This window comes from Caballeronia pedi (genome assembly GCF_001544915.2).
Taxonomy (GTDB): domain Bacteria; phylum Pseudomonadota; class Gammaproteobacteria; order Burkholderiales; family Burkholderiaceae; genus Caballeronia; species Caballeronia pedi.
Genome location: NZ_FCOE02000046.1, coordinates 42,578 through 56,734, shown reverse-complemented (window position 1 = coordinate 56,734; position 14,157 = coordinate 42,578). Strand labels below are relative to the sequence as shown.

The window sequence follows — 14,157 nt, the reverse complement described above, 5'->3', positions numbered from 1 at the left end:
GCTGCGGTGACCACTGCAACTGGAGCTTGCCTGCCACGATCTGCGCTAGCGCCCGGGACTCAACCAGCTTGCAGGCTTTGGGACGCTTTGCCCGATCCCAGGCAAGCGCATCGGCATGGCTTGCCCGGTAACCTTCCTTTCCACCGTTGCGTTTGATCTCGCGGCAGATGGTGGAGGGAGCCCTGGAAAGTTGCTTCGCAATCGACTGGATCGAGTCGCCCACAGCGAGCGCCCGCGATATCTCTTCGCGTTCCGCCAACGTTAGCGTCAGTTGCGCGCGATGTCGCGGCGCTGGCCGGATGCCGCCACTTTCAGCCAGTATCCGTTGGATGGACGAGTGGTTCCGGTCAAACAGTTGCGCGATACGCTGGAGGGACTCCCCCTTCTGCCAGCGCTCCCACATCAACGCTTTCTGAGTTTCAGTGTAGTAAATCCGGCGTCGCTGTTTCATTTGCAACACTCCCACTGCTCACGCAGCTTCTAGTGTGTTGCATCGACCGGTTGAATCCGCCACCGTAAAGCGGACGTTCGCGACCTCACCAAACGGCCGATTGGCGACCTTCCATGGTGTCCTCAAGATGACGTTCGAGTGCCCGCAGAGTGCTAGACAACTGCCGTCCATGCGAAGCTCGAACGTCGGCAAGTGATACTCGACGCACCTAATGTCGCGGCGCAGTCAGACGACTAAATCGCTTCTATGAAGCCTTCATCGCATCGTGGTCCTCCGCCGCGTGCGAGGCGAGGTATCCACGCGCGAAACCGGCACCCATTGCGGTTTCAGGCTTGCTTTCTGTCAAGGACCGCAGCGACCCATTCCTGATCCTGCGCACCGCCGATGAGAACGGGCGATTAAGGTTTTCCAAGCGTCTATCCCAGCCAGGCCGACTAAAGCGGTCCGATCACATTCTTCCTAGCTCAGACACTTCCTCAAGCACCTCGCCGCGGCGAAACTATCATCTCACTTGGTGGCTTCCGCAGCAAACTGCTTCTCGTCGCGCGTCGAAAGCAGTTTTGCGCAATCCATCAGCGCGCCTCGTCACTGCCTATGGTCTACGTTTCAAAGGAGCTGACTTCCACGACTCCATCGACAAGCACCGACAGTTCGATGCAGGCACGCTTCAACACAGTATCAGCGCGGCGCCCGGGAACGTCATCGCTTTTGCATCTCCGTCACCATTAGGCCGCCGCCGATGTTCTCCGCCACGAAGTCTATCTTGTCGCCAACCTGAACCTGCGACATCATCGCCGGGTCCTTGACCTTGAACGACATCGTCATCGCGTCCATGCCGAGGTTTTCCAGCGGTCCATGCTTGATGGTCAGCTTACCCGCGGCGGTGTCGATCTTCCTGATCTCGCCGTGCGACATCTCGGTCTTCGCGCCAGCGTCCTGCTTGGCGTCGCTGCCCGTCATGTCCATGCCGTGCATGTCGCCGGCCGCATGGGCCAAGCCGGCAAGCATCAACGAACAGCCCATCGCGATCGATACAAATGCGCCTTTCATGATTCAATCTCCCAAGTTGAATGAAGTTGTCCCGGATCCGACCGGCGCAACTCAGTTGTCCGGCAGTTCGCCGGTGTATTCATAAGCCACGGTTCCCTTCGGATGACGGAACCAGCCCGGATCGCGATAGTCGTTGCGGCCCAGTCCGTCGCGAACCTTGACGACGGTGAACATGCCGCCCATCTCCAGCGCGCCGAAGGGGCCGGTTCCGGTCATCATCGGCAGCGTGTTGTCGGGCAAGGGCATCTCCATGTCGCCCATCGCGCCGCCTGTGCTGCCCATCGCCATGTAGTCGGGAACGAGCGAGTTGATGCGTTTGGCAAGGTCGCGCTGCTGAACGCCGATCAGATTCGGCACCTGATGTCCCATCGCGTTCATCGTGTGATGCGACTTGTGGCAGTGAAACGCCCAGTCGCCGGGACGATTCGCCGTAAATTCGATCGCGCGCATCTGGCCCACGCCGACATCGGCCGTCACTTCCGGCCAACGCGCGGCCGGCGCAATCCATCCGCCATCGGTGCCCGTGACTTCGAAGCGGTATCCATGCAAATGGATCGGGTGATTGGTCATCGTCAGATTGCCGAAGCGGATGCGAACCCGATCGCCCGTGCGCACCGGCAGCGGATCGATGCCCGGAAAGACGCGCGCGTTCCACGTCCACATGTTGAAGTCCGTCATCTCGTTCACGCGCGGCGTGAAGCTGCCCGGATCGATGTCGTAGGCCGACATGAGAAACACGAAGTCCCGGTCCACCGGCATGACGCTCGCGTCTCGCGGATGAACGATGAACGCGCCCATCATGCCCATCGCCATCTGCACCATCTCGTCGGCGTGCGGGTGATACATGAACGTGCCGTGCTCCTGCAACTGGAATTCGTAGACGAACGTCTTGCCAGGCGGAATGTGCGGCTGCGTGAGACCGCCGACGCCGTCCATGCCGCACGGCAACAGCATGCCGTGCCAGTGAACGGTGGTGTGCTCGGGCAGTCTGTTGGTCACGAAAATGCGAACCTTGTCGCCCTGCACGGCCTCGATCGTCGGGCCGGGCGCCTGACCGTTATAGCCCCACAGATTCGCGTTCATGCCGGGCGCCATTTCTCGCACCACGGATTCGGCGATCAGATGGAACTCCTTCCAGCCATTCTTCATGCGCCACGGCAACGTCCAGCCGTTCAGCGTCGCGACGGACGTGTAAGGACGGCCGTTCGGCGGCGCGAGCGGCGCTTGCGTCGTGGCCGTGGACATCGTCGGCGCTTCGGGCAATGACGCCGCGCCAGCCTTGCTGACCAGCGCGGCTCCGGCAAGCGCGCTTCCCGCGCCTGCGAGAAATTTTCGACGGGACACCATGTTCATTTGACCTCGGATTGGGCGGGCGAAGCCGGTTGCGTGACCGGCGCGAGCGTCGGGTTCATCGCGAGCGGCGGGAGGCGGCCGCCGAGCGCCTGCTGCAAGTCCGTTTGCGCGAGCCAGTACGCCTTCAGCGCATCGATATAACTCTTCACTGCGTCGATCTGTCCGCGCGAGTCCGAGAGCAGTTCGAACACGCTCGCGAGCATGCCGTTATAGCGAAGCAGCAATTCTTCGGAGATGGCCTTGCGGATGGGCACCACTTCGTCCCGGTAATGTTTCGCGACGTCGTAACCGCTCACATACGCGGAATACGATTCGCGCACCTCCGAGCGCGCGTTGATGGCCGTCTCCGCAAGACGATTCGCCGACTGCATGTAGATGGCTTCGGCGCGATGTTCCTTCGCGCCGCCCCAATCGAAGATCGGAATCTCGATGCTTATTTCATAGCCGCGTTCGTGTCCCTTGTCGGTTTCGAAGTTGTTCAGATAACCAGCGTCGAGCACGTTGATGAAACGCGTCGCCCGCGTCAGCCCCAGCGATGCCGCCACGCTCTGCGTCTGCTGTTTCGCCGCCTGAATGTCGAGGCGGTTCTGCATCGCGTAGCTTTCGAGCGCCGCGAGTTCGGGCCGGTCCTTCGGCAGGTCTGGCATGCGTTCGGGCAACGAATACTGGCCGCCCTCACCCCACAGGCCCATCGCGCGCGTGAGCTTTTCGCGGGCGGCGACCGCTTGCTGTTGCGCTTTCGCCTGCTGCGCGACGGCTTCGGCGTAGAACGCCTGCTCGCGCGCATAGTCGAGCTTGCTGAAGTTGCCCGCCTGCTGCATGCGCCGCGCGAGTTCCGCGCCGGCTTCCGCCGAATCCCTGACGCGTTCCGTGTACGCCGCGCTTTGCGTGGCGGCCACCGCTTCGATGTACGCGCGGCGCGCATCGGCGGCGAGCTTGAGCATCGCATCGGCGGCGAGCAGCTTCGTGTTTTCGAAGCGCTGGCTCTCGATGCGGCTCGCGAACGGCAGCAGGAACACGCTCAGGATGTCCATCGAAAACGCGCGGCCGATGCTCAGGTCGTTGCTCGAACGCGTCCGGCTGAAGCTGAATCCTGGGTTCGGCAAGCGGCCCGCCTGCACGAGATCCGCCTCGGAAATGCCGAGTTCGCCATACGATGCCTGCAAGCCGCGGTTGTTGAGCAGCGCGATCTGCACGGCATCGTCCATGCTCAAGGGCTTCGACAGGAGTTCGCGCGTGCGACTCGCGACGGCTTCGCGGTCCTGATCGGTGTTCACCAGCACGGCCGTTTCGCCGAGCCGCTCGGACGCGGTCTTCGACACGGTGCCGAAGCCGCCATCCGGTGAAAACGTCGTGCAGCCCGAAAGCAGAATCAGCGCGCCTGCAAGCGCGGCGACGCGCGCGCGAGTGACGAACGCGGCGCTCATCGGGCGGGCTCCGCGTCGCCGGACGTGTGCGGCTGAGCCGCCGCGTGCGTCGCGGGCGGACGGCCGACGGCGTCGTTCAGCGCACGCCAGGACGGCGCTTTTTCATCGCGATAAGGCCGGTAATGCGTGAAGGCCGACGCCTCATGAATCGCCGGTTGCGACGCCATGGCGTCGGTCGGGTCGGGAAGCGCGTCGGCGGCGTGCGCGGACGCCGATAGGGCGGCTGCTGCGGCGAGCAGCATCGCAGAAAACATTCGCATGTGAAGTCTTGTCGTCAGAAGTCATCGGATGAACCGGCGAAAAGACGCCGGAACGATGTGATGCGCCGCGAAGGACGCTCAGACGAAAAGACCGCGTGGTGGCCGCTCGATGCCGCCGGTCAGGAACGGCACGGCATCGTCGGAAGCGGGCAGCGCGCGCACGCGATACAGCACTTGCGCGACGCTCGCGATGCACGACGCGTCCGGCGAGCCGGGCACGCTGCACGCGACGCAGACCGCGCACGAACGCTTGCGCTGCGCGTCGCCGTGCGCTTGGCCGGAATGGCAATCATCGGCGGTAGAAGCCGATGTCATGTGATGTCCGTGATGATCGCCGCTAACCGAATGCGCTGTGAAGACGGCCTCATACGACTGAAGCGGAAGGCTCAGCAGCATCAGCACGACGACGAGTAGCTTGCGGCAAAAGGACATGTCGATCGCGCGCTAGACGCGCGCTTCCTCCACGGGCGTGAAGAACGGATCGGCGTGGAAATTCTTCGGCCGCATGCCTTGATTGCCGCAGAGTTCGCCGACGGCATCGACCATCGCGGGCGGCCCGGCAACATACGCTTTCCACGCTTTCATCGCGACCGGAAGGTCGTCGGCGATAGCCTGATGCACCATGCCGCGCCGATACACGTCGCCGTCACGCGCCGACGACAGCACTGCATGCACCCGAAGCCGCGGATGCCGCGCCGACAGCCGCCCGAGATGGTCCATGCCGTACACGTCGATGACATCGCGCGCGCCGAAGTAAACGTGAATCGGCTGATGCATCGCCGCCTGCACCGCCCTTTCGACGATGCACAAGATCGGCGCGAGGCCCGAGCCGCCCGCCACCGCGAGGATCGGCCCGGCGTGATCTTCGCGCAGATAGGCTTCACCGTAAGGCCCGTCGATCTCGACCGTCCAGCCGGGACGCGCCGTACGCGCGATCGCCGGGCTGACGCGGCCGTTCGGCACGGTGCGCACGTGAAAGGCGATTTCGCCGTCGACGGATGCGTGCGCGAACGAATAGCTCCGCGACGGCAAACCGGGAAACATCACGTGACCGAACTGTCCCGGCGAAAAGCTGAACGCGCGCTCGGGCCGCAGCCGGATTTCGACGATGTCATGCGTCATCGGCGCGACGGCCGTAATCGTCGCCCGCTGGCGCACGACCGGATGCGCGATCTGCGGCTGCGCGAGCCATCGGACGACAACATCGGACTGCAACTTCGCGCGGCACGCCAGAATCAGTCCGTGCTCCTTTTCGCTCGCCGTCAGCGAGAACGGCGTGTGTGGCAGCAACTCGACCTGCCCCTCGATGAGCCGCGTCTTGCACGACCCGCAACGCCCGGACCGGCAGCCATGCGGATACGCGACGCCCGCGTCGAGCGCGGCGAGCAGCAGCGTCGTGCTGTCGTCGACAGGAATCTCGCGGTCGGCGGACTCGATTCGCGCGCGATGCGTTGTCATCAGAACGACTCCGCCGGGACCGCGAGCGCGGGCGTTGTGTCGCGGTCGACGGCCTGCGTCGTGAAGCGCTTCAGCCGCAGCGCGTTGCCGAGCACGAAGACGCTCGACATGGCCATCGCGCCCGCGCCGATCATCGGCGAAAGCAGGATGCCGAACGCCGGAAACAGCACGCCCGCGGCGACCGGAATCAGCAGCACGTTGTAGCCGAACGCCCAGAACAGGTTCTGCGCGATGTTGCGCATGGTGGCCTTGCTGACCGCCAGCGCATTCGTGACGCCGCGCAGATCGCCGCCGATCAGCACGACATCGGCGCTTTCGATCGCCACGTCCGTGCCCGAGCCGACCGCGATGCCGACATCCGCGCCGACGAGCGCGGGCGCGTCGTTGATGCCGTCGCCGACATACGCGACCACCGTGCCGCCCTGCTGCAACTGGCGAATCGCGTCCATCTTGCCTTCGGGCAGCACTTCGGCGAGCACGTTGTCGATGCCCAATTGCTTTGCGATCGCCTCGGCCGTGCGGCGATTGTCGCCCGTGATCATCGCGACTTTCACGCCGAGACCGTGCAACGCGTCGATCACGCCGCGGCTCGTCGGGCGCACGGTGTCCGCGACGACGATTGCCGCGGCCGCACGGCCGTCGATTGCGCAATAGACCGGCGTCTTGCCGAGCGCCGCGAGTGCTTCGGCGCGCGCGCTGAGCCCGGACAGATCGTAGCCGCGCTCGCTGAAGTGATGACGCGAGCCCACTTCGACGCGATGCCCCTCCACCGTGGCGACCACGCCGTGACCGGGCAACGCGTCGAAGTTCGATGCGGATGGCACGTTCATGTCGCGCGACTCGGCCGCACGGACAATCGCCTCGCCGATCGGATGCTCGGAGCCCGCCTCGACCGCCGCCGCATAGGCCAGAACCTGCCGCTCGTCGAACTTCGGCGCGACGATGATATCCGTCAGGTCGGGCTTGCCGCGCGTGAGCGTGCCGGTCTTGTCGAACGCGACGACCTGCACCGCGCGCAACTGCTGCAACGCTTCGCCCTTGCGAAACAGAATGCCGAGTTCCGCCGCGCGGCCGGTGCCGACCATGATCGAGGTCGGCGTGGCGAGTCCCATCGCGCACGGGCACGCGATAATCAGCACCGCGACGGCGTTGATGAGCGCGTAGGTGTAGGCCGGCGCGGGACCGAAGATCATCCACGTTGCGCCGGTGATCACCGCAATGGCGAGCACCGCCGGCACGAACCAGCCCGTCACGCGATCGACCAGCATCTGAATGGGCAGTTTCGCGCCCTGCGCCGACTGCACCAGCCGGATGATCTGCGCGAGCATCGTGTCGCCGCCGACCTTGGTCGCGCGAAAGCGAAAGCTTCCCGCCCGGTTGATGGTGCCGCCGATCACGTTCGACCCGGCGGATTTGGCGACCGGCATCGGCTCGCCGGAAATCATGGCTTCATCGACATGCGAGGAACCGTCGATCACTTCTCCATCGACGGGAATTCGTTCGCCCGGACGAATGACGACGACATCGCCCGGCGTCACGGCATCGAGCGCGACTTCGAGCACACCGCCGTCGCGTTCCACGCGCGCCGACTTGGCCTGCAGCCTGACGAGCCGGCCGATCGCCTGACTCGTGCGGCCTTTCGCGCGCGCTTCGAGCAGACGGCCGAGCAGAATCAGTGTGACGATGACCGCCGCCGCCTCGTAATACACGAAGCGCGCTTCGGAAGGCAATGCGGACGGCAAAAAGGTCGTGACGAGCGAGTAGCCGTAAGCGGCCGACGCGCCGAGCGCCACGAGCGAATTCATGTCGGGCGCGCCGCGCAGCAGCCCGGGATAGCCCTTGCGGAAAAAGCGCCAGCCAGGCCCGAAGAGCACGATGCTCGACAGCACGAAATACGCGATATAGAGCGCGTGCATGGGAATCGCGCTCATCACCCAGTCGTGCATGGGTTCGTAGACATGCGAGCCCATTTCGATGATGAAAATCGGCAGCGTCAGAACGGCGGCCAGAATGAAATCGCGCCGCAAGTGGGCGATTTCGGCGGCCTTGTCTTGCGCGCGGTCGGGCTGGTCGCTCTGGCTCACGAGCTTGTAACCCGCCTTTGCGATGGCGCCCGCGATCGCGCGCTGAAGGCCGGCATCGCCAATCGCCTCGACGGTCGCGCGCTCGGTCGCGAGATTCACCTTGGCCGACGTGACGCCCGGCAACGCGCGAAGCACCTTTTCGACCCGCGCGACGCACGAGGCGCAGGTCATGCCTTCGATTCCCAGTTCCGCCGTGACCGTACGCACGCCGTAGCCGGATGCCTTGATCGCGGCGGCGAGCGCGTCGGCGGAAAATCCTTGAGCTGTTGCGAGCGCGAGCCGCTCGGTGGCGAGATTGACGGTCGCCCTTTCCACGCCGGAAACCTTGAGCGCGGCGTTTTCCACGCGTTTGACGCAGGACGCGCAGGACATCCCTTCGATCTGAATGCTGAGTTCAGCGGTAGTCATTCACTGTTTCCATCGGTATGGCAGGCGGGGCCGCGCCCGCGACGATCTCGCGCGCCGGCGCGGCATCTCGACTTCAGCTCAGGACGCGTTCGGGGCTGTAACCCGCCGCGCGAATCGCTTCGATGGCGAGCGCTTCGTCGCCATCGACGGTAACGACGCCCTTGTCGATATCGATGCTGAACTTCGCGCCCGGAAGCGTCTCTTCGATGGCGCGCGAAATGACGCCGGCGCAATGGCCGCAGGTCATGTCCGACACCTGAAACGTCACGCCCGCAATGGGAACCGATGCCGCCGACGTCGCGCTGGACTGTTGCCGATGAGCTTCACACATGGAACATTCTCCGTTGGAAAAAACTGGGATGTAAAAACTATGAAATTTCCCACTGTGGGAAGGTCAAGCACTTTGTTCGACTTCTTCAGGCTCGCGTGAAGCGCGGTCAAATGGCCAGACGACCGGCGCCAAGCGGCATGTCGGCCACGCCTTCGTGTTTGCCCGCATTGAGGCCCGGAATGGTTCCGAGCAGCTTGCGCGTGTACGCCTGCGCCGGTCCGGCGAAGATCGTTTCGGTCGGCCCTTCTTCGACGATCGCCCCGTTCTGTAGAACGATGATGCGATCGCTCACCTGCGCGGCGATTCTCAGATCGTGCGTGATGAACAGCATCGTCAGGCCAAGCTTGTCGCGCAGATCGGCGAGCAGTTCGAGCACTTGCGCCTGCACGGTGACATCCAGCGCGGACACGGCTTCGTCGGCGATCAGCAGGTCGGGTTTGACCGCCAGCGCCCGCGCGATGCCGATGCGCTGGCGCTGGCCGCCGGAGAATTCGTGCGGATAGCGCTCCACCACGTTCGGGCTCAGCCCCACCAGCGACAACAGTTCGGCCGCTTCTTCGAGCGCCCGTTTGCGCGGCGTTCCGTGAGCGATGGGGCCCGCCGCGACCGCCTCGATCGCTTTCTGCCGTGGATCGAGCGAGCCATAGGGATCCTGGAAAACGATCTGAATGCGCCGCCGCGCGTGCTTGAGGGCTGCGCCCTTCAACGAGAAGAGATCGACGCCATCGAGCTTGATGGTTCCGCAATTGACGGGCGTGAGCTTGGTCAGACACCGCGCGATCGTCGACTTGCCCGAGCCCGATTCTCCGACCAGCGACACCACTTCTCCTTTACAGACGCTGAAGGACACTTCGTTCAATGCGACGAGTTGCCGGCGCTTGAGCAAGCCATCGGCGACCGCGTAGCGCTTGCACAGGCCCGCTATCTCGATCAGCGGCACGGCGCGCTGCGCGGCGCACGGCCGGCATGCACCGAGACGCGGCACGGCGGCGAGCAGCTTGCGCGTGTATGGCTGCGCGGGATGTTCGAACACTTGCCCGCTCGTGCCTATCTCGATCAGATTGCCGTGCTGCATTACGGCCACGTCCGTTGCGATATCCGCCACGATGCCGAAATCGTGCGTCACGAAAAGCACCGCCATGCCGGTCTCGCTTTGCAGGTCCGAGATCAGTTCCAGCACCTGCGCCTGCGTCGTGACGTCGAGCGCGGTGGTCGGCTCGTCCGCGATCAGCAGGCGTGGCTTGAGCGCGACGGCCATCGCGATCATCACGCGCTGGCGCTGTCCGCCGGAGATGCGAAAGCTGTACGAATCCGCGATGCGGCGCGGCTCGCGAATACCGACGCGTTCCAGCAGACCGTGCACCTTGTCGCGCATTTCGGCGCGGCTCAGCACGATGCCGTGCGCGTTGAAGACTTCCGAAATCTGGCGTCCAACGGGCATGATCGGATTGAGCGCGGTCATCGGCTCCTGAAAGATCATGCCGACTTCGCGTCCTCTCACGGTCATCCATTGACGCTCGTTCAGTGAGGTCAATTCGATTTCGCCCAGCCGGATGGAACCCTTGATCGACTGGCGCAGAAATTTCGGCAGCAGGCCCGCGATCGCGCAGCCCGTCACCGATTTTCCCGACCCGGATTCGCCGACGAGACACAGCGTGCGTCCGGGCGCGAGTTCGAAGGAGACATTGTTGACTGCCAGCGGCCGATCGGCGCCTGCCGGGAGCGCGATACTCAGGTTGTCGATTTTTAGCATGGGAGGCTCACAGATGGCTTTGACGGCGGCCATCGAGCGCGCGGCCCATCCCGTCGGAAATGAGCGTCAGCGCCAGGACCGTGGCGAACAGACCGACGCCGGGAAACACGCTCATCCACCACGCGGAGCGCAGCAGCGCACGCGACATGCCGATCATCGCGCCCCACGACATCTTGTCGACGTCGCCGAGCCCGAGAAAACTGATCGTGGATTCGGTGAGAATGGCGCTCGCCACTTTCAGCGAGGCGATCGAGATGATCGGGCCCAGCGCGTTGGGCAGCATGTGCGCCCACACGATCTTCCGATGACTCTCGCCGATCACCGTCGCGGCCAGCACGAATTCGCGGCTGCGCAGCGAGAGAAACTCGGCGCGCATGAGACGCGCGACGGAAGGCCAGCTCACCAGCGCGATCGCCAGCACCACCGACCAGATCGACGAGCCGAGCACGGCGACCAGCACCAGCGCCAGCCCGAGACCTGGCATGGTTTGCAGGAACTCGGTGAAGCGCATGAGGATGTCGTCCACCACGCCGCCGAAGTAGCCCGCCGTCCCGCCGATCACCGTGCCGATGCAGATACCCGCGAAGGCCGACACGATGCCGATCAGCAAGGAGACCCGCGCGCCGTAGATGATGCCGGAGAGCACGTCGCGACCGAGCATGTCGGTGCCGAGAAAGTGATCCGGCGACAGCGGCGGCAGATGCGGCGCGCCGCTGATCATCCACGGTCCGAAGGGCGCGAGCAGCGGCGCGAAGAGCGCCACCAGAACCAGCATGACGAGCAGCCCCATGCCGATGGTGAGTTGCCAGTCGCGATTGCGCAGCGGCAACGCGTGAGAAAGCAGGCCGAGAGCGTGGTTCATTGGGTCAACTCGATTCTGGGATCGACGAGGACGTAGAGCACGTCGACGACGAGATTGAGCAGGATGACCATCGTGGCCGTGGTCAGGAAAACACCGAGCAGCATGCTGTAGTCGCGTTGCATCAGCGCTTCGTAGCCGAGGCGTCCGATGCCGGGCCACGCAAAAATGGTCTCGACCGCAATCGATCCGCTGACGAGACTTCCGGCCTGCAACGAAGCCATCGTCAGAATGGGCAGCACCGCGTTGGGCAGCGCGTGGCGGCGCAGGATCGCGCGCGCGGTCAGTCCTTTCGAGCGCGCCGTGCGGACGAAATCGAGGTGCAGCACGTTGATGACCGAACTGCGCGACAGCCGGAAGTACACCGCGATATAGAACAGCGAAAGCGTGAACGCAGGCAGGATCAGGTGGTGAATGAAACCCGGCACGCCGGCATCCGCGCCGTACTCGTAGCCCGTGCCCGAAGCCGGAAACCAGCGCAGGCGCACCGACAGAACCAGAATCGCCATAAGGCCGATCCAGAAGACCGGAATCGCGTAGAAGCTGAGCATGACGAACTTGAGCGCGTGATCGATCTTGCTGCCGGCTCGCGTGCCGGCGAACGCACCGAGCCCGACGCCGATCACGAGCGACAGCACGAATGCCGAACCGGTCAGCGCGAGCGTCGCCGGCAAGCGATCGGCGATCAGGTCGATCACGCTGCTTTGCAGCCGGTACGAAAACCCGAGATCGAGCGACAGCGCGTTCACGAGATACGTCTTCAACTGCACGATCACGGGCTGATCTAGTCCGTACAGATGCCGGATCGTCGTGAGAAAGGCTTCATCCGACATCCCGCTTTCGCCGGCCAGCACCGAGGCCGGATCGCCCGGAATCAGGCGGATGAGCACGAAGTTGAGCGTGACGACGCCAAGCAGAATGCAGAGCGCCTTCACGAGCCGCGAGCCAACGTAACGCACCATGTCCATGAGCGCCTCACTGATTGGTATCGATGTACGCCTGATCCCATGAACCGCGCTGGCCAAAGGCCGTGGTGATCAGGTTGTGAACGCTTTTGCGGTAGACGGTCAGCTTGTCGAGTTCGAGCAGCCAGATCATCGCCACGTCGTCGACGAGCTTGCGTTGAATGCGCATGTACAGGTCGGCGCGTCTTTGCGGATCGTTTTCGGCGCGCGCCTGACGGAACCAGTTGTCGATATCGGGGTTCGAGTAGCCGCTCGTATCCGTGTACATCGTGCCTTTGCGGATATTCGCCGAGTCGAAATAGCGCTGAATGCCCAGGGCCGGATCGGCGTACTGGCTGAGCGACGTGATCGCGATGTCGTAGTTCCAGTTGCTGACGCGCTCATCCCACGAGGCCAGTTCGGTAACCTGAAGATCGACATCCACGCCCACTGCCCGCCACGCTTCGCGCAGATATTCTCCGAGGCGGGCATAGCGCTCGTCTCCCGGCAGAACGAGCAGCGCGACCTTGACGCGGTTGCCTTTGGCGTCGTGCCGCGCGCCGCTCGCGTCCGCATGCAGGCCGATTTCTTCGAGCTGCGCCTTGGCTTTCTCGGGATTGAAGTCGTAGCGCGGCACGTCGCTGGTATAGAACGGCATCTTCGAACTGATCGGCCCGCTGGCCACGCGCCCTTCTCCGAGCCAGATGCGGTTCAGAATGAAATTCCGGTCGATCGCCAGATACAGCGCCTTGCGGAAGCGCACGTCGCTCAGCAGCGGCTTGCGCCAATTCATTTCGAGCATGGCCATCGGGCCGAGGTATTCCCAGCCGGCGCCCGTCACGCTGAAATTCTGGTCCGTGCGAAAACGCTTGATATCCGTGCTGTCGAGGTCGAGGGATGTTGCGACCTGGATGTCGCCGGCATCGAGGGCAATGGCGCGCGAGGCGGCATCGGGAATGATCCGGAACGTGACGGACTGAAGCCGCGGCAGACCTTTCTTCCAGTACAGATCGTTCTTCACGAGACGGATATACGAACCGCGCTTCCACTCGGCGAGCTTGAATGGCCCCGTTCCGACCGGCTTGGCATTGGCGGGATTGCGCAGGTAGTCCGTGTTTTCGTAGACGTGCCTGGGCATCATCGGCAATTGAACGCCGGGGAAGACCATCAGGAAGTACGGCATCGGCTTCTTGAGCTTGATGACGACGGTTCCCGCGTCGGGCGCATCGACCGATTGCACTGCCGTCAAAGCGATGCGCGCGGCCGTGCTCGTCTTCGGCAGCATTTGCGTCAGGCTGAACACGACGTCGGCCGAAGTGAAGTCCTGACCGTCGTTCCATTTGACGCCGGGCTGAAGGTGGAACGTGTAGGTCAGGCCGTCGCCGGAGACGTCCCAGCTTTTCGCGAGCGCGGGTTGCGGCTTGAGGTCTTTCGAGTATTCCAGCAGGCCTTCGTAGATTTTGGAACCGACGAACTGCGCAGGACCATCGGGGGTGAACGCCAGCACGAGTCCGGGCGGGTCGGAGTGAAGCACGGCGGTGACATTGCCGCCCTGGGGTTCGGACAGAACGGGCGTGGATATCACCCCGATCAATAGCGCTAACGCAAGAGCCTTGCTTTGTACCAGTTGCTTGATAGAAGACACGGCACGTTCCTCTTCGCTTGGGTTGCTTCCGCGACATGGCGGGCATTCGAACAGCACCACAGGCCCCGCAAACTGTCGACACTTTGTGTTTTGTCAACGATTTAATTCTGTAAAGCTAAAATTGGAAAGTCAAC

General features: G+C 63.7%; 13 protein-coding genes. All 13 read right to left on the bottom strand.

Going from position 1 to position 14,157, the window contains the following annotated elements:
• Positions 1 to 451, bottom strand: a 451-nt coding sequence (locus AWB80_RS36875) for a helix-turn-helix domain-containing protein (protein WP_143328205.1), incomplete at its 3' end; no start/stop codon positions are given.
• Between the two features lie 699 nt (positions 452 to 1,150).
• Positions 1,151 to 1,501, bottom strand: coding sequence for a copper-binding protein (locus tag AWB80_RS36870; RefSeq protein WP_061179569.1), 351 nt, complete (start codon positions 1,499 to 1,501; stop codon positions 1,151 to 1,153).
• A gap of 51 nt (positions 1,502 to 1,552) precedes the next feature.
• On the bottom strand, positions 1,553 to 2,854 hold the full coding sequence (locus tag AWB80_RS36865; RefSeq protein WP_208635741.1) for a multicopper oxidase family protein: 1,302 nt from the start codon (positions 2,852 to 2,854) through the stop codon (positions 1,553 to 1,555).
• Entirely contained in the window at positions 2,851 to 4,281 is a 1,431-nt protein-coding gene (locus AWB80_RS36860) for a TolC family protein (RefSeq protein ID WP_061179568.1), read from the bottom strand. The genes AWB80_RS36865 and AWB80_RS36860 overlap by 4 nt, the downstream gene beginning before the upstream one ends.
• Positions 4,278 to 4,541 (bottom strand): hypothetical protein, encoded by a 264-nt coding sequence (locus AWB80_RS36855; RefSeq protein WP_143328204.1) that lies wholly within the window; start codon positions 4,539 to 4,541, stop codon positions 4,278 to 4,280. Before AWB80_RS36855 ends, AWB80_RS36860 begins: the two co-directional genes overlap by 4 nt.
• A gap of 78 nt (positions 4,542 to 4,619) precedes the next feature.
• Entirely contained in the window at positions 4,620 to 4,856 is a 237-nt protein-coding gene (locus AWB80_RS36850; RefSeq protein ID WP_143328203.1) for a hypothetical protein, read from the bottom strand.
• A 129-nt stretch (positions 4,857 to 4,985) separates the two neighbouring features.
• The gene (locus AWB80_RS36845; protein WP_061179565.1) at positions 4,986 to 5,999 is read right to left on the bottom strand and encodes a 2Fe-2S iron-sulfur cluster-binding protein; all 1,014 of its coding nucleotides are present in this window, start codon (positions 5,997 to 5,999) and stop codon (positions 4,986 to 4,988) included.
• The gene (locus AWB80_RS36840) at positions 5,999 to 8,491 is read right to left on the bottom strand and encodes a heavy metal translocating P-type ATPase (protein ID WP_061179564.1); all 2,493 of its coding nucleotides are present in this window, start codon (positions 8,489 to 8,491) and stop codon (positions 5,999 to 6,001) included. Before AWB80_RS36840 ends, AWB80_RS36845 begins: the two co-directional genes overlap by 1 nt.
• A 73-nt stretch (positions 8,492 to 8,564) precedes the next feature.
• A complete protein-coding gene (locus AWB80_RS36835) occupies positions 8,565 to 8,822 on the bottom strand; it encodes a heavy-metal-associated domain-containing protein (protein ID WP_061179563.1) in 258 nt (85 codons plus the stop codon).
• 106 nt (positions 8,823 to 8,928) lie between these two features.
• Positions 8,929 to 10,575 carry a dipeptide ABC transporter ATP-binding protein gene (locus AWB80_RS36830; protein ID WP_061179562.1) on the bottom strand — a complete coding sequence of 549 codons (1,647 nt, stop codon included), beginning with the start codon at positions 10,573 to 10,575 and terminating at the stop codon, positions 8,929 to 8,931.
• A 7-nt stretch (positions 10,576 to 10,582) separates the two neighbouring features.
• Entirely contained in the window at positions 10,583 to 11,437 is an 855-nt protein-coding gene (locus AWB80_RS36825; protein ID WP_061179561.1) for an ABC transporter permease, read from the bottom strand.
• The gene (locus AWB80_RS36820) at positions 11,434 to 12,396 is read right to left on the bottom strand and encodes an ABC transporter permease subunit (RefSeq protein ID WP_061179573.1); all 963 of its coding nucleotides are present in this window, start codon (positions 12,394 to 12,396) and stop codon (positions 11,434 to 11,436) included. Before AWB80_RS36820 ends, AWB80_RS36825 begins: the two co-directional genes overlap by 4 nt.
• A 13-nt stretch (positions 12,397 to 12,409) precedes the next feature.
• A complete protein-coding gene (locus AWB80_RS36815) occupies positions 12,410 to 14,023 on the bottom strand; it encodes an ABC transporter substrate-binding protein (RefSeq protein WP_160147508.1) in 1,614 nt (537 codons plus the stop codon).
• Positions 14,024 to 14,157 lie beyond the last annotated feature (134 nt).